Below are 20,292 nucleotides of genomic sequence, written 5' to 3' on the forward strand. Positions count from 1 at the left end.
CTTCCCGCCGGTCAGCTTGCGGCGCCCTGGCCCAGGGCGTCCAGCAGCTTCTGGTGCACGCCGCCGAAGCCGCCGTTGCTCATCACCAGCACGTGGTCGCCCGGCTGCGCCGCGGCACGCACGGCCTGCACCAGCGTGCCCAGGTCCTGGAAGGCGGCGGCCTTGTCGCCCAGCGGCGCCAGCGATCCGGCCAGGTCCCAGCCCAGCGCGTCCTTGCCGGCCGGGGCGCCGTAGCCGAACACCAGGTCGGCCTGCTCCAGGCTGGCCGGCAGTTGCGCCTTCATCACGCCCAGCTTCATGGTGTTGGAGCGCGGCTCCAGCACCGCCAGGATGCGGGCATCGCCGACGCGGCGGCGCAGCCCGTCCAGCGTGGTCTGGATCGCGGTCGGATGGTGGGCGAAATCGTCATAGACGGTCACGCCGCCCGCCACGCCGCGCACTTCCATGCGGCGCTTGACGTTGGCAAAGCGGGACAGCGATTCGATCGCCTGCGCGGCCGGCACGCCCACATGGCGCGCGGCGGCGATCGCGGCCAGCGCATTCATGCGGTTGTGGGTGCCCTGCAGGTCCCACACCACGGTGCCCTGAACGGCGTCGCCAAACCAGACGTCGAAAGCATCCTTGCCGGGCGCCGCAGTGGCGGCGGCATCGCTCTCGCGCCAGTCGCCCACGCCAAACTGCTCGACTTCGCTCCAGCAGCCGCGCTCCAGCACGCGTGCCAGGCTTTCCTCCACGCCGTTGACGACGATCCGGCCCTGGCCGGGCACGGTGCGCACCAGGTGGTGGAACTGGGTCTCGATCGCCGCCAGATCCGGGAAGATGTCGGCGTGATCGTATTCCAGGTTGTTCAGGATCGCGGTGCGCGGGCGGTAGTGGACAAACTTGCTGCGCTTGTCGAAGAAGGCGGTGTCGTACTCGTCGGCCTCGATCACGAAAAAGTCCGATTCGGTCACGCGCGCCGAGATGCCGAAGTTCTGCGGCACCCCGCCCACCAGGAAGCCGGGGTTGTAGCCGGCATCCTCCAGGATCCAGGCCAGCATCGACGTGGTGGTGGTCTTGCCATGCGTGCCGGCCACCGCCAGCACCCACTTGCGCGCCAGCACGTGCTCGCCCAGCCATTGCGGACCCGACACATAGGGCAGGTTGCGGTCGAGGATGGCCTCCATCAGCGGATTGCCGCGCGAGACCACGTTGCCGATCACGAACAGGTCCGGCTCCAGCGACAGTTGCGCGGGGTCGAAGCCTTCGATCAGCTCGATCCCCTGGGCCTCGAGCTGGGTGCTCATCGGCGGGTAGACATTGGCATCGCAGCCGGTGACGCGGTGGCCGGCCTCTTTGGCCAGCACCGCCAGGCCGCCCATGAAGGTGCCGCAGATGCCAAGGATATGAATATGCATGGGTTCCCGGAAAGACTTGAAGCCCGCAGGCGTGGGGATTCGGCACCCGGCGTGGCGCGGCGGCACGGCGGCTGTTTCAGGCCGTGTCTTGCGGTGCGGTGGCCGGGCAGGAAGCCTCCGATTGTACCCGAGCGCCCGCGGCCTTCGCTGCACTGCGGCAGCGCGCGCACCGGTTGCGCGGGAGCGTCCGGTATCATGGGGCATGACCCGACGCACCACCCCCGACCCCACCCGCCTGCGCGAGGAAATCGCCCAGGCTGCCGCCCGGATGATCGCCGAGGACGGTGCCGACTACGCCACCGCCAAGCGCAAGGCCACCCGCCAGGTGCTGGGCGAGCAGCGCGTGCCCGGCGAATGGCTGCCCGACAACGAACAGGTCGAAGCCGAAGTGCGCGCCTACCAGGCGCTGTTCCACGCCGACAGCCAGCCCCGCGTGCTGGCACTGCTGCGCCGGCTGGCGGTGCTGGCCATGGAAGACCTGGCGCCGTTCCGGCCTTACCTGGTCGGCGCCGTGCTCAACGGCACCGCCACCGAGCACTCCGATATCTATCTGCAGTGCTTCTGCGACAGCGCCAAGGACGCGGCACTGTACCTGATCAACGCCGGCGTGGACTTCGAGACCAGCGAGAGCCGGCATTTCGGCGGCCGCGGCGAGGTCGAGACCCTCAGCTTCCTGTGGAAGGGCCAGTGGCCCGACCGCCGCGAGGCGCGGCTCCTCGCCGGCGAGGTGCGCGCGGAACTGGGTGCCCCAGTCGGCATTCATATTGCACTGTATGATGCCGTCGACGAACGCGGCGCCGTGCGTGCCGACGCCTCGGGGCGCCCGGCCCGCGCCGACCTGCAGGCGGTACGGGCGCTGGTGGACGCGCCCGGCGATGCCGACCCGGCCTGACGGCCCGCCCCACTTCACTGGTCCAAGCCATCCCATGACTGAAACCGTTTCCTCGCCCGCCCGCCGCTCCCGCCTCTGGCTGTGGATCGCCGTGGCCGTGGTTGCCTGCGCGGCTGGCGCACTGGCCGGCCATTTCGTGTTCTCGCCCAAGCCCGCCAGCGACCAGGCGGTGGAAACCTTCTTCCAGACACGCCTGCCCGACGCCGCCGGCGCCGACCTGGACCTGGGCAAGCTGCGCGGCAAGACCGTGGTGATCAACTTCTGGGCGCCCTGGTGCGGGCCGTGTGTCGAGGAAATGCCGGAGCTGACCGCGCTGCATGAGGAATACAAGGACCGCCAGGTGGAGTTTGTCGGCATCGGCATCGATTCAGCCGCCAATATCCAGCAGTTCACCACCAAGGTCCCGGTGGCCTACCCGCTCGCCGTGGCCGGTTTTGCCGGCACCGAGCTGTCGCGCAACTTCGGCAACAGCGCCGGCGGCCTGCCCTACACGGTGGTGATCAACCCGGACGGATCGGTCAAGTACCGCAAGATGGGACGGGTGACGGCCGAGGAACTGCGGGCAGTGCTGCCACGAGCCTGAGCTATTCTTCCGCCAAATTCGCTGAATTTCGTTTTTCTTCAGCGATTTGTTTCCCCGGGGCGCCAAAACGGCCGGAAAGTGCTTAAAGGGCCGCCAAAGCGCCGCGCAAGGTCGCCAAGCCTTGTATCGCGCGCTAGACAAATCCCTCTAAGCTACGGTAATCTCCGCGCAATTTCGTTGATCTGGTCGAGCCGCCGTGACTGCAACCCGCTCTATCCGTCGCTCAGCCCGCTACCGCAAGGTGCTGGTCCTGCATGGGCCGAACCTGAACCTGCTGGGCACGCGCGAGCCGGAAACCTACGGGCACACGACGCTTGCCGACATCGACGCGGCCCTGGCCGAACGCGCGGCAAAAGCCGGCGTTTCGCTGGATACGTTCCAGTCCAACCATGAGGGGGCACTGGTCGACCGCATCCACGCCGCACGCGCGGAAGGGGTCGAGTTCATCATCATCAACCCGGCTGCCTACACGCATACCAGCGTGGCACTGCGCGATGCCCTGGCCGGCGTGGCGATCCCGTTCGTCGAGGTGCACCTGTCCAACGTGCACCGGCGCGAAAGCTTTCGCCACCACTCCTATTTCTCCGACGTGGCGGTCGGAGTGATCTGCGGGCTTGGCTGGCAGGGTTACCTGCTGGCGCTGGACTATGTGCTGGGCCAGGAGCAGCCGCCACCCGAGAGTTCGGGGAGCTGAACTCCCAAGATTTTTTCAACAACCTGCGCGCGCCGCCCGGCGGCCTGCGCCCGTTGGCGTGCCTCGGCACGGCGGGCGCGGATTTCCGGTGGCCGGCAACACGATTCTTCCGCCGCGGCCCGTCCCGGGCAGCGCGGCCGGATAACCCGATTCAGGAGGATAAAAAGATGGACCTGCGCAAGCTGAAGACGCTTATCGACCTGGTGGCCGAATCCGGCATCTCCGAGCTGGAAGTCACCGAAGGCGACGGCAAGGTACGCATCGTCAAGCAACCGCCGCAAATCGTCGCCGCGCCGATGGCCATGCCGCAGATGCAGGCGCTGCCGCCCGCCGCGGCCGCCGCACCGGCCGCCGGTGCCGTGGCTCCGGCTGCAGAGCCCGCCGCCGCCCAGCTGCCCGCCGGCCACGTGGTGACCTCGCCGATGGTGGGCACGTTCTACCGCGCGCCGTCGCCGGGTGCCGCGCCGTTCGTCAACGTCGGCGACTCGGTCAAGGAAGGCCAGACCGTCTGCATCATCGAAGCCATGAAGCTGCTCAACGAAATCGAGTGCGACAAGGCCGGCGTCATCAAGGAAATCCTGGTCGAGAACGGCCAGGCCGTCGAATACGGCCAGCCGCTGTTCGTGATCGGCTGATCCTGACCGGCATGCCACGCCGCACGCTGCCACCGGCCACGCAAGTGGCCCCCGCAGCAGCGCCCGCGCGGCATGCCATGGCGTTGTTTGGCGCCAGGGACGTTGTGGGCTTCGCGGCCCGTTCCGTGCAGTTCCATGCAGTTCCGCGCAGTATGGCGGCCGCGGCGGCGACAGCCCCCGGGCCGCGCGCCCGGCGTGCCATTGCGGCGCGCAGCGGGACCGCTACTGTTCTCGCAGAGAGAGACCATGTTTGAAAAAATTCTGATCGCGAACCGCGGCGAAATCGCTCTTCGCATCCAGCGCGCCTGCCGCGAACTGGGCATCAAGACAGTCGTGGTGTACTCCGAGGCCGACAAAGAGGCCAAGTATGTACGCCTGGCAGACGAAGCCGTCTGCATCGGCCCGGCCCCGTCGCCGCTGTCGTACCTGAACATGCCGGCCATCATCTCGGCCGCCGAAGTGACCGACGCGCAGGCCATCCACCCCGGCTACGGCTTCCTGTCCGAGAACGCCGATTTTGCCGAGCGCGTGGAGAAATCCGGCTTTGTCTTTATCGGCCCGACCGCCGACAGCATCCGCCTGATGGGCGACAAGGTGTCGGCCAAGCAAGCCATGATCAAGGCCGGCGTGCCGTGCGTGCCCGGCTCGGACGGCGCCCTGCCCGACGACCCCAAGGAAATCCTGGCCACCGCGCGCCGCGTGGGCTACCCGGTGATCATCAAGGCCGCCGGCGGCGGCGGTGGCCGCGGCATGCGCGTGGTGCACACCGAAGCCGCGCTGATCAACGCCGTCAACATGACGCGTGAAGAAGCCGGCCGCGCCTTCGGCAATCCCGAGGTCTACATGGAGAAGTTCCTCGAGAACCCGCGCCATGTGGAAATCCAGATCCTCGCCGACCAGCACCGCCAGGCGATCTGGCTGGGCGAGCGCGACTGCTCGATGCAGCGCCGCCACCAGAAGGTGATCGAGGAAGCTCCCGCACCGCACATTCCGCGCCGCCTGATCGAGCGCATCGGCGACCGCTGCGCCGAGGCCTGCAAGAAGATGGGCTACCGCGGCGCCGGCACGTTCGAGTTCCTGTACGAGAACAACGAGTTCTACTTCATCGAGATGAACACGCGCGTGCAGGTCGAGCACCCGGTCACCGAGATGATCACCGGCATCGACATCGTCCAGGAGCAGATCCGCATCGCCTTCGGCGAGAAGCTGCGCTTGCGCCAGAAGGACGTGCAGTTCCGTGGCCACGCGCTCGAATGCCGCGTGAACGCCGAGGATCCGTTCAAGTTCACGCCGTCGCCGGGCCGCATCACCGCCTGGCACATGCCCGGCGGCCCGGGTGTGCGGGTCGACTCGCACGCGTATGATGGTTACTTCGTCCCGCCCAACTACGATTCGATGATCGGCAAGATCATCACTTACGGCGCCACGCGCGAGCAGGCCATTGCCCGCATGCGCATCGCGCTGTCGGAAATGGTGGTGGACGGGATCCAGACCAACGTGCCGCTGCACCGCGAGCTGATGATGGACGCCAACTTCGTTGAAGGCGGCACCAGCATCCACTATCTCGAGCATCGCCTGGCGGAGCGCGCGAAGGCCTGACGCAACGCAACGTTATCCGCAATACACAAGCAGCAAGCAAGGAAGCCCGTGGCATTTCAGGAATGTGTGATCGAAGTGGCGCAGGACCAGGCCGAAGCCTGGTCTGATGCCCTGTTCGACCTCGGCGCGCTGTCGGTCTCGGTGGAAGACGCCGATGCCGACACGCCCGACGAGCAGCCGCTCTTTGGCGAGCCCGGGCTGGAACCGAAGCAACTCGCGTGGAACCGCTCGCGCGTGGTGGCGCTGTTCGGCGACGATGCCGATCCGGCCGTGGTGGTGGCGGCAGCCGCCAACCAGCTCGGCATCGACCCGGTGCCGGCCTACCAGCTGCGCGCGGTCGAGGACCAGGACTGGGTGCGGCTGACGCAATCCCAGTTCGAGCCGATCCGCATCGGCGAGCGCATCTGGGTGGTGCCGTCGTGGCACGATGCACCCGAGCCCGATGCCGTGGTGCTGGAACTGGACCCCGGCCTGGCCTTTGGCACCGGCAGCCATCCCACCACGCGGCTGTGCATGCAGTGGCTGGAGCAGAACCTGAAGCCGGGCGAAACCGTGCTCGACTACGGCTGCGGCTCCGGCATCCTGGCCATCGTGGCACGCAAGCTGGGCGCCGGCGATACCGTCGGCATCGACATCGATCCCAACGCGGTGGAAGCGTCGCGCTACAACGCCGAGCGCAACCGCGTGGAAGCCTCGTTCGCGCTGCCCGAATCGGTGTCCGAGGCCAGCTACGACCTGGTGGTCGCCAACATCCTGTCCAATCCGCTCAAGCTGATGGCCGCCATGCTGAGCGCGCGCGTGCGCGCCGGCGGACGGCTGGTGCTGTCCGGCGTGCTGGAACGCCAGGCGGATGAAGTCGCCGCGGCCTACGCGCCCTGGCTGCCGCTGACGGTGTGGCGCAGCGAGGAAGGCTGGGTGTGCCTGCATGGCACCCGCGGCGCCCAACCCTGATTCACACCGATGGCCGCCGTCAAGCTAGTCACGCGCTGCCCGGCCTGCCGTACCGCCTTCCGGCTGGTCGCCGACCAGTTGCGCCTGCGCCAGGGCCTGGTGCGCTGCGGCCAGTGCGAAACGGTGTTCGACGCGCGCGAGCACCTGATTGAGATTCCGCTGCCGGCCGGCGCTGCATCATCGGCGTCATCGGCGCCATCGGCGGCTGCTTCGCCGGCCACCCCTCCCGCCCCCTCGGCGGCGCCCGCATCGGCTAAAGCCGCGCCTGCGCCGCAGCCTGCCTTCACCCCGACCATCGACCCCGGCTATGACGTGCCGGCGCTGGATGCGCCGACGATGCTGATGTCGTCGCCGGAGGACATGGCCATGCCGGCACCCGCCGGCATGGAAGACGTAGAGATCGAGCAGGCGCTGCGCGAAGCCAACGAAGCCGTCGCCCATCGCGATGCGCGCGAGGCGGAACGCCAGGCTGCCGGCCCGGAGGCGGCCGGGCCCGCCCCCGTCACGGCACCGGAACCCGCCGAGGATGCGCCGGCACAGCCGGCACAAGCGGCGTCCGCGTCCGCCTGGCCGGCACTCGATCACGGCGCGCTCGATACCCCGGCCGCACCGCCCCCCTCCCCGGCCGCTGCGGCGGCACCGGCAGCACCGCAACCGGCTGATGCTGACGCCAAGCCCGTGCCAGTGGCACCCGCTGCCAACATCCCCAGCGCAAGCGAGTTCCTGCGCGCGGCGTCTGCCGATGCCGGGTCCGAGCCGACCGCATGGCCGGATGAGGCATCGGCCCGCCTTGCCACCTCGCCTGCCGCGCCCACCTCACCCACCGTTGGCGACGACGACAACGCCCCCGACACCGGACAGCCGTCCAGCGTCACCGGCGGCGCCGTCGCGCGCGAGCAGACCACGCGCCGCTGGGCACGCACCGAAGCACCGGCCGGCCCGGTCTTCGCCCCCGACTTCCTGCGCCACGCGCGTGAGCGCGAGCGCGAGCGCGAACGGCAGCCCCGCAAGCCCGTGACGGTGCCCCGCTCCGCCTGGCGCGTGGCCGCCGTGGTGCTTGCCATCGCCGCTGCCGTGCAAGTGGTCTACCTGGCACGCAGCCAGCTGGCCGGCCAGTTCCCGATGCTGCGCCCGGCACTCGAGGCCGCCTGCGCGCCGCTGGGCTGCGACGTGCCGCCATGGCGCGACATCGATGCGCTGCGCATCGAGACCTCGCAGCTGCAGCGCCAGGATGAAGACGGCGACACCTACCTGCTGTCGGTCACGCTGCGCAACCTGGGCCGCGCCAGCACCGCCCTGCCCGCGATCGAGCTGGTGATGACCGACCTGCAGGACCAGCTGCTGCTGCGCCGCGTGCTGCAACCCGCGGAGTACCTGGAGCCGTCGCAAAAGGCCTTTGCCGCGCAGGGTCTTCGCGCGGGCATGGAGCTGCCGGTTCGGGTACGATTCCGGACGCAGCAGGCGCCGGCCAACTATCGCGTGCTGATTTTTTACCCCTGAATCCCTGGCCCGCCGCCGGACCGGATCCGAGTCCGGCGGCAGGCCGCGCCCCCCGCTCCGGACACGAACCGGAAATCCATCAGACAACAAGGAGTAGACATGAGCAACGTCACCCTCGGCGGCAACGCCATCGAAGTCGCAGGCAAGTTCCCGCAAGCCGGCGACAAGGCCCCCGCCTTCTCGCTGGTCGGCAAGGACCTGAAGGACGTCACGCTGGCTGACTTCGCCGGCAAGCGCAAGGTGCTGAACATCGTCCCGAGCCTGGACACCCCGGTGTGCCAGGCCTCCGCGCGCAAGTTCAATGAAGCCGCCAGCGGCCTCGCCAACACCGTGGTGCTGACGATCTCGGCCGACCTGCCGTTCGCCATGGGCCGCTTCTGCACCGCTGAAGGCCTGGCCAACGTGGTGCCGCTGTCGACCATGCGCGGCGCCGAGTTCAAGGGCAACTACGGCGTGGACATCAAGTCCGGCCCGCTGGCCGGCGTGACCGCACGTGCCGTGGTGGTGCTCGACGAGAACGACACCGTCAAGTACAGCCAGCTGGTGCCGGAAATCAAGACCGAGCCGGACTACGACGCAGCCCTGGCCGCGCTGAAGTAAATCAGCGGCACGCCCGGGAACCCGCGGGTTCCCGGGCGGCAGCGGCCGCCCGCATCCCGGGGCGGCCGCTTTTTGTTTTCTGCCCGACCGATACTGCCCGCAAGGGCTCCATTCCACCAATCACCCCAACACCTGGAGAGAGCATGGCCAGCCTGATCTGCGGCTCCGTCGCCTACGACACCATCATGACGTTCGATGGACGCTTCCGTGAACACATCCTGCCGGACCAGATCCACATGCTGAACGTCTCGTTCCTGGTGCCCGGCATGCGCCGCGAGTTCGGCGGCTGCGCCGGCAACATCGCCTACACGCTGAAGATGCTGGGCGGCGATCCCGTGGTGATGGCCACCGTCGGCGCCGATGCCGAACCCTATCTGGACTACCTGCGCAAGCTGGAGATCCCCACCGGCCACATCCGCGTGCTGCCGGAGACCTTCACGGCGCAGGCCATGATCACCACTGACCTGGACAACAACCAGATCACCGCCTTCCACCCTGGCGCAATGAGCCAGTCGCAGCTGAACCACGTCAAGGATGCGCTGGGCGGCGCCAGCGCGCCGGGCCTGGGCATCGTCGCGCCCGACAGCCGCGAGGGCATGCTGCACCACGCGCGCCAGTTCGCCGAGGCCGGCGTGCCGTTCATCTTTGATCTGGGTCAGGCCATGCCCCTGTTCAACGGGGAAGACCTGCGCGAGTTCGTTGAACTCGCCAGTTACGTGACAGTCAATGACTACGAGGCGCAGGTCCTGCTGTCCCGCACCGCCTGGACCAGCGCCGAGGTTGCCGCCAAGGTTCGTGCCTTCATCGTCACGCACGGCGAGCGCGGCGCCAGCATCTTTGCCGATGGTCGCCAGTACGCGATTCCGGCGGTTGCGGCCGAGCGCATCGTGGACCCGACCGGGTGTGGCGATGCCTTCCGTGGCGGCCTGCTCTACGGCATTGAAAACGGATTAGACTGGGAAACGACTGGCCGCCTGGCATCGCTGATGGGTTCGGTCAAGATCGCGCAACAGGGTCCGCAGAATCACTGGTTGTCGCGCGAGGAAATCGGCAACCGGTTCCAGTCTGCATTCGGGTACCGCTACGCCTGACCTGCGGCCAGCGCGTGGCTTCTTCTCGGGAAACGACATGAACAACAAGCTACGTGGCGGTGCCGTTGCCGTCCTTGCCGTCACCGCCCTGGTTGCCGGCTGCGCTACCCAATCCAGCTCCAACAGCGTCTATGGCACGGGCCAGGCGCAGCGTGAACAGACCGTGCGCTACGGCGTGGTCGAAGGCATCCGCGAGGTCACCATCCAGGGTGGCCAGAGCGGTGCCGGCACGCTCGCGGGCGGTGCCATCGGCGGCATTGCCGCAGGCAGCACCATCGGCGGCGGCAACGGCGCGGTGGCGGCCGGGATCCTTGGTGCGGTGCTCGGCGGCATTGCCGGCAGCGCGGCCGAGAACAAGATCAACCAGCGCCGCGGGCTGGAAATCACCGTGCGCCTGGACAACGGCGAGATGCGCGCGATCACGCAGGAGGCCGACGAAGCCTTCCGCCCTGGCGAACGCGTACGGCTGCTGTCCTCGGGCGGCGTGACCCGGGTCACGCACTGAGCCCTCGCGGCCCCGCAGGGCCGCGCCAGGGCGCAGCAGAACGCGCCGCACCTGCAAGGGTCGCGGCGCTTTTTTTCGGCTTTGCAATTCCGTAACATTGCGGCGGACCGCTCCGCGCGCGGGCGCGCGCCCATGAAAAAACCCGCCGGGCGGATGCCATCGGCGGGTCGGCAAGACCTGGTGTCTTGCGGACCGGATACGCAGTATCCGGTCATGCGGGCACGCGCTGCGTGCCGGTGCGGTTCCTTGCGGAACGTGTAAGGTCCACTCCGTGGCGGAGCAGCTTACGGACGGTTGCCCGTCGGGAACGGCCAGGCAGCAGCCGGGTTCAGCGCGGTCTTGGCAGCCGAAGCGGGAGCAACGGCAGGGGCCGCGGCAGGCTTGGCGGCAGCCTTCTTGGCAGCCGGCTTCTTGGCAGCAGCCTTCTTGGCAGCCGGCTTCTTGGCGGCAGCCTTCTTGGCCGGCGCAGCCTTCTTGGCAGCAACCTTCTTCACTGCAGCCTTCTTGGCCGGAGCCTTCTTGGCGACAGCCTTCTTGGCCACGACCTTCTTGGCGGCTACCTTCTTCACCGCGGCCTTCTTGGCCGGAGCCTTCTTGGCTGCAACCTTCTTGGTCGCGACCTTCTTGGCGGCTACCTTCTTCACCGCGGCCTTCTTGGCCGGGGCCTTCTTGGCGGCGGCCTTCTTGGCCGGCGCCTTCTTGGCTGCGACCTTCTTCACAGCGGCCTTCTTGGCCGGTGCCTTCTTGGCGGCCGGTGCTGCCTTCTTGGCGGCTACCTTCTTCACAGCAGCCTTCTTGGCGGCCGGCTTGGCGGCCTTCTTAGCCGCCGGCTTTTTCTTTGCAGCAGTTGCCATGGATAACTCCTTCACTAGAGAGTGAATATCGAATGACCTAAGTTGGCGACCCGACCGACCCGAGGCGCACTACAGCAGCGCGGCCCCAGTCGAGCGAGCGATTCATCGGCGTGCGGCCCGACCACTGCTGCACGCTAATGAATTTGGTTGCAGGCGCACCGCCCCTGGCGGTGACTTGGCGGCCGGAGCGAGCCCGCAAGCGGGTCTCGGGCACGTGCCGCGCCCTGGAATATTCGATCAGCCCGCACCGCCCGTTGAGCCGGCGCACGGCCAGAAATGAGGAGATATCGGACAGCTGGCCTGCGGTGCGGGCTTGGCCTCGCGCACGGCAGACGGCATTCATTCGGTGGTAGCGGGTCCAACCCGTTAATGGACCAAGGGAGACTGCACGCGTTTTAAGAAGCCGGTCCGGCCTGGTCTGCGTCAAAGTTCTCGTGCTCCTCAGCTACTACCTTCGTCACTGCATCGAAGCGCGCATCGCGCTCGTCGTTCCATCTTGCTTCCTGCTTCTCTGCAATGAAGTGAGACTCTTGTCAAGGCGAATCATAATTCGTTTGCACGATGATGTTAAGAAAAAAGTGCAAAAAAACTTGCCTGCATGTATCGCTCGAACTAGTTCTCACGCGCAGGGTCACGAAGACGTTGCCGATAGCATCGCAACGCGTCGCTCGCACGCTGGTGCCGACGCTCGTTTCGTACGCTCGCACATGCAGCGCGACACCCCATCGCACGCACCGCGCATCGCAGCTTTTACACGCCGCGACAAACCCTGACGACCAGCATCGCAACGCGCGCCTGACGACTGCGCAATGCCGCTGCGCGCGTCATCGCGTTTTCCGAAAAGCCGCATGGACAAAGGCTTTGCGGGCGATGCACCGATACGCGTGCGGCAGCCTTCGACTGGCGCGGACACGTTCCTGATCGCGCGCGCGCCGCGCTGCGCGACACACGCCCTGCATGCTTTACACAGTCGGCAGCGCACGCACGCGCCGTTATGCGACCAGGCCTCGGCCATGCTCGCTTCGCGCTTCGCGCGACACCGTCGCACGCACCATCCAAGAGTGATGCGTGCACGCAACGGTTTGCATCGACGCAACAGCGCGAAGGCATCGCGAGGTCATCAAAGCGTTGCGATCGAGCCAAGCCGCGACGCTCGCGAAGCATCGCGGCAACACTTCGGCAGACGCTTCGATCAAGCCATCGGCATGCGTGTTCGATCCGCGCGCTTGCCGAGCGATCCGGATCGCGCGCGCCGTGCCTCGCGTGTTCGCGCTCTCACCCTCGCGACTCTGCGCGCCACTCGCCTCGCCCTGCCGGCAGCGCGTCGTACGTCCGCTTAGAGGATTGCTTCAGCGCCCGCCCGCCGGCGCCTTTTGCTGCATCACAATAACCCGCAAACGGCGGCTGCATGCGGCTTTCCGGGTAGCAGGCAATGGCCGCGGAAAGGCGCGCGCCGCGCCGCGCCGGATTGCGGCGCGCCCCCGGCGCCAGTAGATTGGCGTGGCTACGAACCTCAAAGGAGACATCATGCGCATCCATTCCCCCCTTGCTTCGACCCTGCGCGCCGCCGTGATCGCCGCAACCCTGCTCGGCAGCGCCGCGGCGATGGCGCAGGCCACGCCCAGCGGCATGTGGAAGACCATCGACGACAACACCGGCAAGCCGCGCGGGCTGGTGGAGATCACCGAGAAGAACGGCGTCTTCAGCGGACGCCTGGTCAAGACCTTCGTCGAGAGCGACGGCAAGCCGCGCGTGTGCGACAAGTGCACCGACGCACGCAAGGACCAGCCCGTCATCGGCATGACCATCCTCTCCGGCCTGCGCAAGACCGGCGACAACGAGTGGAGCGGCGGCGAGATCCTCGATCCGGAGAACGGCAAGGTCTACAAGAGCAAGATGTCGCTGGCCGAGGACGGCAACAAGCTCAACGTACGCGGCTTCATCGGCATCAGCCTGATCGGCCGCACCCAGACCTGGGAACGCGACCACTGACCCTGCCGGCACGGCGCGGGACTCAGGGTTTCTCCGGGGCATGCCGTTGCGTGTCCCCGCCGAACGAGAAACGGCAGTCGAAAAAAAACCGGGCGGTTCATCACCGCCCGGTTTTTTTGTCCACGATGCTGCGCTTTACATCCGGTAGCGCAGGGTGGCCATCACGCTGCGCGGGGCACCCGGCATGTTCAGGTTGGGGCTGGTGCCATGCGCGGACACGATGTAGCCCTTGTCGAACAGGTTGTACAGGTTCAGCTGTGCCTCGAAGGCGCCGCGGCGGTACCAGGCCATCGCATCGGCGGTGACATAGCCGGGCAGCGTCACGGTGTTCAGCGGGTCGGCATAGCGCGCGCCCACCAGGTTCAGGCCGGCGCCAACGCCGAAGCCGTGGCCCAGGTCCTTGGTCAGCCACGCGTTGCCGGAGTGGCGCGGCGTGATGGTGGCGCGCTTGCCCTGCAGCGCGGCGGTGGACTTGGTGACGGTGGCATCCAGGTAGGCGTAGCCGGCCAGCATGCGCCAGCCGCCGCCGAGTTCAGCCGCGCCGGAGATCTCGATGCCGTCGGTGCGCTGTTCGCCGATCGGCAGCAGCGCCGTGTTGGTGGCGTTGGCGATCTTGATATTGCTGCGCTCCAGCCTGAACACCGAGATCGTCGTGCTCGCCTTGCCGTTCAGCCAGTCGTACTTTGCGCCCACCTCGGTGTTGTTGGTGGTCTCCGGTGCCAGGTCGGCATTGTTGGCCGCCAGCGCGAAAGCCTCGCCGGAGGGCTGGAACGACTTGCTCCAGGACACGTAGTACGACTGCGACTTCGACGGCTGCCACACCAGACCGGCGCGCGGGCTCCAGGCGGTGTCGGTGCGCGACAGGTTGCGCTGGCCGGCGATGCGGGTCTGCGTCTCCTGCTGGAAGTTGTCGTAGCGCACGCCCAGCAGCGCCTTCCACTGCTCGCTGAAGGTGATCATGTCCTGGGTGTAGAACGCCAGGGTATTGAACACGCCAAGGTTCGACGTGCCCGGCGTGCCGGGTGCCTGGCGCGGCAGCGCCACCAACACCGGGTTGAACAGGTCGAAAGCGATCGGCAGGCCGTTGGCGCCGACCACCGGCTTGGTGTTGTTGACCTGGTCCTTGTTCTGCTGGCCGATCTCCATGCCGTACAGGATCTCGTGCTTCATGCCCAGGAAGGTGGCCTTCTGGGTCAGGTCGGTCTGGTTGAACCAGCCATGTTCCTCGCGGCGGACATTGCCGTGGTTCATGGTGAGGGTGCGCGCCGCCTCGTTCACCGTGTTGGTCAGCGTGTTGTTGCGGTCCAGCGAGTAGTGGTAGTAGCGCGTGGCGTTGCGGATCGACCAGTTCTCATTGAAGCGATGGTTGACCGTGGCGGTGCCGGAGAACACGCGCGACTGCGAGTAGTCGGCATCGCGCGCATTGGCCGCGCCGTAGTAGCGCGAGGCCGGCACGTCCACCGGACGGCCCTTGTAGGCCGGGATGCCAAAGTCGGTCACGCGGCGGTCTTCCAGGTAGTCTGCCTGGAACAGCACGGTGGTTTCGGGAGCGATGCGCAGCTCCAGCGACGGCGCGATCGCCGAGCGGTCCAGGAACTGCTGCGAGCGGTAGCTATTGGCCTTCTCCACCGCGCCGGTCACGCGGAAGGCGGCGGCGCCGTCGGCAAACACGCGGCCCACGTCGGCTTCGGCACGGCGGTCGGCCCACATGCCGTAGCTGAGCGCGAAGTCGGTGACGTCGATGCCCGGCTTCTTGGTCACGCGGTTGATCAGGCCGCCCGACGAGCCGCGCCCGTACAGCACCGCCGCCGGTCCCTTGATGACTTCGACGCGGTCGACATTGGACATGTCGCGGAAGTACAGCGCATCGTCGCGGATGCCGTCGACGAACTGGTCGGCGATGGCGGAAAAGCCGCGGATCGACACCTGGTCGCGCTGGCCGTCGCCGTGCGAGAACGACACGCCCGGCACGTTCTTCAGCGCATCCTGCATCGAAGTGGCGTGCTGGTCGCGCATGACATCGGCGGTGACCACGTTGACGGTCTGCGGGATGTCGCGCAGCGGCGCCTCGGTCTTGGTCGCGCTGACCGCATTGGGCGGGTTATAGCCGGTGCCAAGCTCGCGGCTGACATCGGCCCTGACCGTGACCTCAGGCAACTGCGCCGAAGCGCCTGGCGCGGCCTGGGCCCACGTCAGCACCGGTTGAAATACGAAGCTCCCCGCCACCGCGGCACAGATCGGGTGAAGTTTTATTCTCATTTCCCTGTAATCGGCTGTAATAGTTTTGAAAACGCGGGCGCATTATCGATTACAGGATTGTCAGGGTCAACGAGATTGCGAATTATTCCTATTCGCGATCAATATATGTTGCTTTCGACACAAGTAGCGGTTGCCACAGTCCGTCTTGTGATCCATTCCCCGACTTGAGGTGTCGTACTGAATGCCCGTCTCTTAGCCCAGCTGCCCGGCAAGCGCATCGCGCGCCTCGGCTACAAACGCTGACTCCCCGCGCCGCGCGGGCAGCAGGAAGAACTCCGCCTCAGGCAGCCGCGGCAGCCCCAGCCGTGCAATGGTGGCGGCGTCCAGCGGCGCCACGCCGGGGCCAATCGCCGAGGCGTTCAGGCACGACATCCCAAGCCCCGCCGCCAGTGCCAGATGCAGCCCCGCCACGCCTGACGCGGAGTGTGCAATCTCGAACGGAAGCCGCTTGCGCAGCAGCAGCTGCACCACGTACTGATGCAGCGAGCAGGTATCGGGCAGCAGCACCAGCGGCAGCGTCGCGGACAGGCTGTCGGCCTCGGCCGGCGCGGCTACCCAGGCCAGCGGCTCACGCCGCAGCACAGTGCCGCGCGTGCCCTGCCCGCGCGTGCCCGGCAGGCGCATGCTGAGGCCGATATCGAAGGTGTCCATCTCCGCGGCGGCGTCGATCGCCGCGCTCTTCATCACCGTCACGTGCAGGCGCAGGTAGGGGTAGCGCTCGCGCAGGCGCCGCAACATGCCGGCGATCTCGCCCGGGCGGAAGTAGTCGGTCACGGCCAGCCGCAGTTCGCCCGCCAGCGCGTGGCCGCGCAGGTCCTGCAGGGCCAGCTCGTTGAGCGCCAGGATGCGCCGCGCGTGTTCCAGCAGCCGCTCGCCCGCCGGCGTCGGCACCGCGCCATGCCGGCCGCGCGACAGCAGCGGCACGCCGGCGCGCTCCTCCAGCTTGCGCAGCTGCTCGCTGACCGACGACTGCGACAGGAACAGCCTGGGCGCGGCCGCCGACAGGCTGCCGCTGTCCGCGACCGTGACAAAGGTGCGTAACTGGTCGGTTTCGAATCCACGCATGGCAAGGCTCCGGCAAGGGTGGCATTACTTCGGATAATCCGATGGTACGCATCGAATATTCCCGCTTTTCCAATACTACACCACCCCCTACCATGGCATCACCAACCCACGAAAAACCAAGGAGCCAGCCATGCCCCACATCGTCCTGCACCTGTCCGGCCAACCCGATGCCGACCTCACCCGCCGCAGCGCCAGGGCGATCGCCGACCTGACCGAGCGCGTGCTCGGCAAGAAGCGCGAGGTGATTGCCGTCACGGTCCAGTACATCCCGCACGACAGCTGGATCATCGCCGACGTGCCGCTGTCGGAGCAGGGCCGCAACGCCTTCCACCTGGACATCAGCGTGACCGATGAAACCAACACCAAGGCGGAGAAAGCGCAGTTCATCGAGGCCGTGTTCGAGACCATGTCGGGGCTGCTGGGCAAGCTGCATCCGGTGTCGTACGTGCACGTGATCGACGCCCGCGCCGCGGCCTATGGCTACGGCGGGCGCACGCAGGAGTACCGCCACCAGCACGGCTGAAACGGCGCATCTCCTTCATGCCGGCAACTGTCATCCCAGTGCCCCCGCGGCGAGACCGGAGGTTACGCCGCGGGCCAAGCTGTGGCAAAGTCGCCGGCTGATCCCTTTTCCTGACGGACTGACAGAGACAAGGCGCCACAAGCGCCAGGCCCCGCGCGGCAACGGACCGCACCTCAGGACAAGGCAACCCTGAAGGAGATCCGATGTCGTTTCTGATCGTGCTGGCAGCCCTTGCCTTTCTGATGTTCGCCGCGTACCGCGGCTACAGCGTGATCCTGTTCGCGCCCATCGCCGCGCTGGGCGCGGTGCTGCTGACCGACCCGTCCGCGGTCGCGCCGGTGTTCACCGGTATCTTCATGGAGAAGATGGTCGGCTTCGTGAAACTGTATTTCCCCGTGTTCCTATTAGGCGCGGTATTCGGCAAGGTGGTCGAGCTGTCCGGCTTTTCCGAGTCCATCGTCGCCGCGGCGATCCGCTATATCGGGCGCTCGCGCGCCAATGCGGTGATCGTCACGGTATGCGCGCTGCTGACCTATGGCGGCGTGTCGCTGTTCGTGGTGGTGTTCGCGGTCTATCCGTTCGCGGCCGAGCTGTACCGCCAGAGCAACATCCCCAAGCGGCTGATGCCGGGCGCGATCGCACTGGGCGCGTTCTCGTTCACCATGGATTCGCTGCCGGGCACGCCGCAGATCCAGAACATCATCCCCACCAACTTCTTCAACACCACCTCCTGGGCCGCACCGGTGCTGGGCGTGGCCGGCTCGCTGTTTATCCTGGTGGTGGGCCTGAGCTACCTGGAATGGCGCCGCCGCGCCGCCGCCGCGCGTGGCGAAGGCTACGGCACCAACCTGCGCAACGAGCCCGAGCGCAGCCAGTCCGGCAAGCTGCCGCACCCGCTGCTGGCGCTGCTGCCGCTGGTGGTGGTGGGCGTGGCCAACTTCTGGCTGACGCGGATGATCCCGCTCTGGTATGGCCCTTCCAACAGCGTGGCGCTGCCGGGCCTGCCCAAGCCGGTGGAAACCAAGATCGCCAGCGTGACCGCGATCTGGGCAGTGGAAGGCGCGCTGCTGCTGGGCATCGCCGTGGTGCTGGTGACCGCCTTCGGCGCCCTGCGCGAGCGCTTTGCCGAGGGCACCAAGGGCGCCGTCGGCGGCGCGCTGCTGGCATCGATGAACACGGCATCGGAATACGGCTTCGGCGGGGTCATCGCCGCCCTGCCCGGCTTCCTGGTGGTCAGCGACGCACTGCGCGCGATTCCCAACCCGCTGGTCAATGCCGCGGTCTCGGTCAGCACGCTGGCCGGCATCACCGGCTCGGCCTCGGGCGGCATGAGCATCGCGCTGGCGGCGATGTCGCAGACCTTTATCGCGGGCGCACAGGCCATGCAGATCCCGCTGGAAGTACTGCACCGCGTGGTGTCGATGGCCAGCGGCGGCATGGACACGCTGCCGCACAACGGCGCCGTGATCACGCTGCTGGCGGTGACCGGCCTGACCCACCGCGAGTCCTACCGCGATATCTTCGCCGTCACAATGATCAAGACCGCCGCGGTGTTCTTCGTCATCTCGGTGTATTTTCTGACCGGACTGGTCTGAAGCAATCCCGGCCCGCGCGGCTTGTACATTCCAGGTGTTGTTAACTAGTGTGGTTGGGTGCCGCCCGGCACCTGACCCGGCAAACCAGGAAGCCGACACATGAAGCAAGTCACCCTGCCCGACGGCGAGCGCATCCCGGCGCTCGGCATGGGAACGTGGAATATGGGCGAGTCGCGCGCCGCGCGCGCCGAAGAAATCGCCACGCTGCGCCTGGGCCTGGACCTTGGCCTGCGACTGATCGATACCGCCGAGATGTATGGCGAGGGCCAGTCCGAGGAGATGATCGGCGAGGCCATCGCCGGGCGCCGCGACGAGGCCTTCCTCGTCAGCAAGGTCTATCCCTTCAACGCCAGCCGGCGCGGCACCGTGCAGGCCTGCGAGCGCAGCCTGAAGCGGCTGCGCACCGACCGCATCGACCTCTATTTATTGCACTGGCGCGGCGGCGTGCCGCTGGAAGAGACCGTGCAGGCCATGGAGGCGCTGCAGCGCGACGGCAAGATCCGCCGCTGGGGCGTGAGCAACCTGGACCTGTCCGATATGCAGGAGTTGTGGGACGCACCGGGCGGCGACCGGCTGGCCATCAACCAGTTGCTGTACAACCTGGGCCGGCGCGGCATCGAATGGGACCTGCTGCCGTGGCTGCGCCAGCGCGGCGTGCCGGTGATGGCCTACTCGCCGATCGAGCAGTCACGCCTGCTGGGCAACCCCGGTCTGAAGCGCTTTGCGCGCGACCACGGCATGACGGCGGCACAGGCGGCGCTGGCCTGGCTGCTGGCGCAGGACGGCGTCATCGCCATCCCCAAGACCAGCCGGCGCGAGCGCCTGCTGGAGAACCTGGGCGCGCTGTCGCATACGCTGTCGGCCGCCCAGCTGGCCGAGCTCGACCGCATCTTCCCGCCGCCCGACGGCCCGGGCCCGCTGGAAATGCTTTGACCAGGCTGCCGCGCGCGTGCCCTCAGGGCACGCGGGCCACGTAGCGCTCGCGCTCGACGTAGCGCACCAGGTAGCTGCGCGCCTTCTCGCGGGTGTCGGTGGTCACGCGCGCCGCTGCCTGGCGCGCGCTGCTCTTGCCGTGCGACGACGACATCTGCCCATCCAGGTAGGTGCGGAAGGAATCATGCATGGCGCCCAGCTCAGGCTCGCACGCGGCCAGCGCCAGGTTGGCCACGTCCTTGGGCTGGCCCTTGGCCGACAGGTTATCGTTGGCCTTCTTCTGGGCGCAGTCCATGTATTTGGCGCGCAGCGCCTGCCAGCCGCTGCTGTCGACGGCCGACTGCGATCCGGCAGCCGCGGCGCCGGCGTCATTGGAAGAACCCGAAGGATGTGAAGCGCACGCGGCCAGGAAGGCCAGCGGCAGGGCTGTCAGGAGTTTTTTCATGGCTGGATGATGCGGTCACGGCGCATTGGGCCGTCCCATGTTCAGCCATGGGACGTTCCGGGCGCAAGACTGGCTATTCTTGCCGCGAATGGCCTCCCGGCACCACCTTCGTCACAAATGGAAACGTCTCTGCGCGGTCCGGCATTTGCCCGGGTGCTTCCGGCGCCTATGCTTCAAAG

19 protein-coding genes are annotated in these 20,292 nt (G+C 67.4%); 14 read left to right on the plus strand and 5 right to left on the minus strand.

Features of this window, described 5'->3' with window-relative positions:
- Positions 1-11: 11 nt before the first annotated feature.
- Positions 12-1,397, minus strand: a complete 1,386-nt coding sequence (mpl, locus tag AC3WQZ_RS18620) for a UDP-N-acetylmuramate:L-alanyl-gamma-D-glutamyl-meso-diaminopimelate ligase (RefSeq protein ID WP_010813188.1) — start codon at positions 1,395-1,397, stop codon at positions 12-14.
- Between the two features lie 202 nt (positions 1,398-1,599).
- Between mpl and AC3WQZ_RS18625 the strand changes: the two genes are divergently transcribed.
- The 10 genes from AC3WQZ_RS18625 (at position 1,600) to AC3WQZ_RS18670 (ending at position 10,447) form a co-directional block, all read left to right on the plus strand.
- Positions 1,600-2,289 (plus strand): hypothetical protein, encoded by a 690-nt coding sequence (locus tag AC3WQZ_RS18625; RefSeq protein WP_011616023.1) that lies wholly within the window; start codon positions 1,600-1,602, stop codon positions 2,287-2,289.
- A 34-nt stretch (positions 2,290-2,323) separates the two neighbouring features.
- Complete coding sequence (locus tag AC3WQZ_RS18630; RefSeq protein ID WP_010813186.1) at positions 2,324-2,872, plus strand: TlpA family protein disulfide reductase; 549 nt, start codon at positions 2,324-2,326, stop codon at positions 2,870-2,872.
- 196 nt (positions 2,873-3,068) lie between these two features.
- Positions 3,069-3,566, plus strand: coding sequence for a type II 3-dehydroquinate dehydratase (gene aroQ, locus AC3WQZ_RS18635; RefSeq protein WP_011616025.1), 498 nt, complete (start codon positions 3,069-3,071; stop codon positions 3,564-3,566).
- 167 nt (positions 3,567-3,733) lie between these two features.
- Complete coding sequence (gene accB / locus AC3WQZ_RS18640; protein ID WP_010813184.1) at positions 3,734-4,201, plus strand: acetyl-CoA carboxylase biotin carboxyl carrier protein; 468 nt, start codon at positions 3,734-3,736, stop codon at positions 4,199-4,201.
- Between the two features lie 246 nt (positions 4,202-4,447).
- A complete protein-coding gene (gene accC, locus AC3WQZ_RS18645; RefSeq protein WP_058698818.1) occupies positions 4,448-5,800 on the plus strand; it encodes an acetyl-CoA carboxylase biotin carboxylase subunit in 1,353 nt (450 codons plus the stop codon).
- A 48-nt stretch (positions 5,801-5,848) separates the two neighbouring features.
- Positions 5,849-6,751: a 50S ribosomal protein L11 methyltransferase gene (gene prmA, locus AC3WQZ_RS18650; protein ID WP_010813182.1), complete on the plus strand. Its 903-nt coding sequence runs from the start codon at positions 5,849-5,851 to the stop codon at positions 6,749-6,751.
- A gap of 9 nt (positions 6,752-6,760) precedes the next feature.
- Positions 6,761-8,251 (plus strand): DUF3426 domain-containing protein, encoded by a 1,491-nt coding sequence (locus AC3WQZ_RS18655; protein ID WP_058698817.1) that lies wholly within the window; start codon positions 6,761-6,763, stop codon positions 8,249-8,251.
- A 99-nt stretch (positions 8,252-8,350) separates the two neighbouring features.
- Complete coding sequence (gene tpx / locus AC3WQZ_RS18660) at positions 8,351-8,851, plus strand: thiol peroxidase (RefSeq protein WP_010813180.1); 501 nt, start codon at positions 8,351-8,353, stop codon at positions 8,849-8,851.
- Between the two features lie 143 nt (positions 8,852-8,994).
- Complete coding sequence (locus tag AC3WQZ_RS18665; protein WP_010813179.1) at positions 8,995-9,942, plus strand: carbohydrate kinase family protein; 948 nt, start codon at positions 8,995-8,997, stop codon at positions 9,940-9,942.
- Between the two features lie 37 nt (positions 9,943-9,979).
- Positions 9,980-10,447: an outer membrane lipoprotein gene (locus tag AC3WQZ_RS18670; protein ID WP_492301017.1), complete on the plus strand. Its 468-nt coding sequence runs from the start codon at positions 9,980-9,982 to the stop codon at positions 10,445-10,447.
- A gap of 284 nt (positions 10,448-10,731) precedes the next feature.
- Here the strand turns inward: AC3WQZ_RS18670 and AC3WQZ_RS18675 are convergent, their stop codons facing one another.
- Complete coding sequence (locus tag AC3WQZ_RS18675; protein ID WP_454749664.1) at positions 10,732-11,301, minus strand: histone H1-like DNA-binding protein; 570 nt, start codon at positions 11,299-11,301, stop codon at positions 10,732-10,734.
- A gap of 1,527 nt (positions 11,302-12,828) precedes the next feature.
- On the opposite strand from AC3WQZ_RS18675, the gene AC3WQZ_RS18680 reads away from it, so the two are divergent.
- The gene (locus AC3WQZ_RS18680) at positions 12,829-13,293 is read left to right on the plus strand and encodes a DUF2147 domain-containing protein (RefSeq protein ID WP_010813175.1); all 465 of its coding nucleotides are present in this window, start codon (positions 12,829-12,831) and stop codon (positions 13,291-13,293) included.
- Between the two features lie 135 nt (positions 13,294-13,428).
- Here AC3WQZ_RS18680 and AC3WQZ_RS18685 read toward each other — a convergent pair whose 3' ends face one another.
- Entirely contained in the window at positions 13,429-15,552 is a 2,124-nt protein-coding gene (locus AC3WQZ_RS18685; RefSeq protein WP_492298215.1) for a TonB-dependent receptor, read from the minus strand.
- Positions 15,553-15,744: 192 nt separating this feature from the next.
- Complete coding sequence (locus tag AC3WQZ_RS18690; protein ID WP_010813173.1) at positions 15,745-16,617, minus strand: LysR family transcriptional regulator; 873 nt, start codon at positions 16,615-16,617, stop codon at positions 15,745-15,747.
- A 130-nt stretch (positions 16,618-16,747) separates the two neighbouring features.
- On the opposite strand from AC3WQZ_RS18690, the gene AC3WQZ_RS18695 reads away from it, so the two are divergent.
- The 3 genes from AC3WQZ_RS18695 (at position 16,748) to AC3WQZ_RS18705 (ending at position 19,668) form a co-directional block, all read left to right on the plus strand.
- Positions 16,748-17,140 (plus strand): tautomerase family protein, encoded by a 393-nt coding sequence (locus tag AC3WQZ_RS18695; protein WP_011616031.1) that lies wholly within the window; start codon positions 16,748-16,750, stop codon positions 17,138-17,140.
- Positions 17,141-17,343: 203 nt separating this feature from the next.
- A complete protein-coding gene (locus tag AC3WQZ_RS18700) occupies positions 17,344-18,735 on the plus strand; it encodes a GntP family permease (RefSeq protein WP_010813171.1) in 1,392 nt (463 codons plus the stop codon).
- 99 nt (positions 18,736-18,834) lie between these two features.
- Positions 18,835-19,668, plus strand: a complete 834-nt coding sequence (locus tag AC3WQZ_RS18705) for an aldo/keto reductase (protein ID WP_011616032.1) — start codon at positions 18,835-18,837, stop codon at positions 19,666-19,668.
- A 22-nt stretch (positions 19,669-19,690) separates the two neighbouring features.
- On the opposite strand, the gene AC3WQZ_RS18710 is transcribed toward AC3WQZ_RS18705, so the two are convergent.
- On the minus strand, positions 19,691-20,113 hold the full coding sequence (locus tag AC3WQZ_RS18710; protein WP_011616033.1) for a hypothetical protein: 423 nt from the start codon (positions 20,111-20,113) through the stop codon (positions 19,691-19,693).
- Between the last annotated feature and the right edge of the window lie 179 nt (positions 20,114-20,292).

This window comes from Cupriavidus sp. FW305-26, from assembly GCF_058787975.1.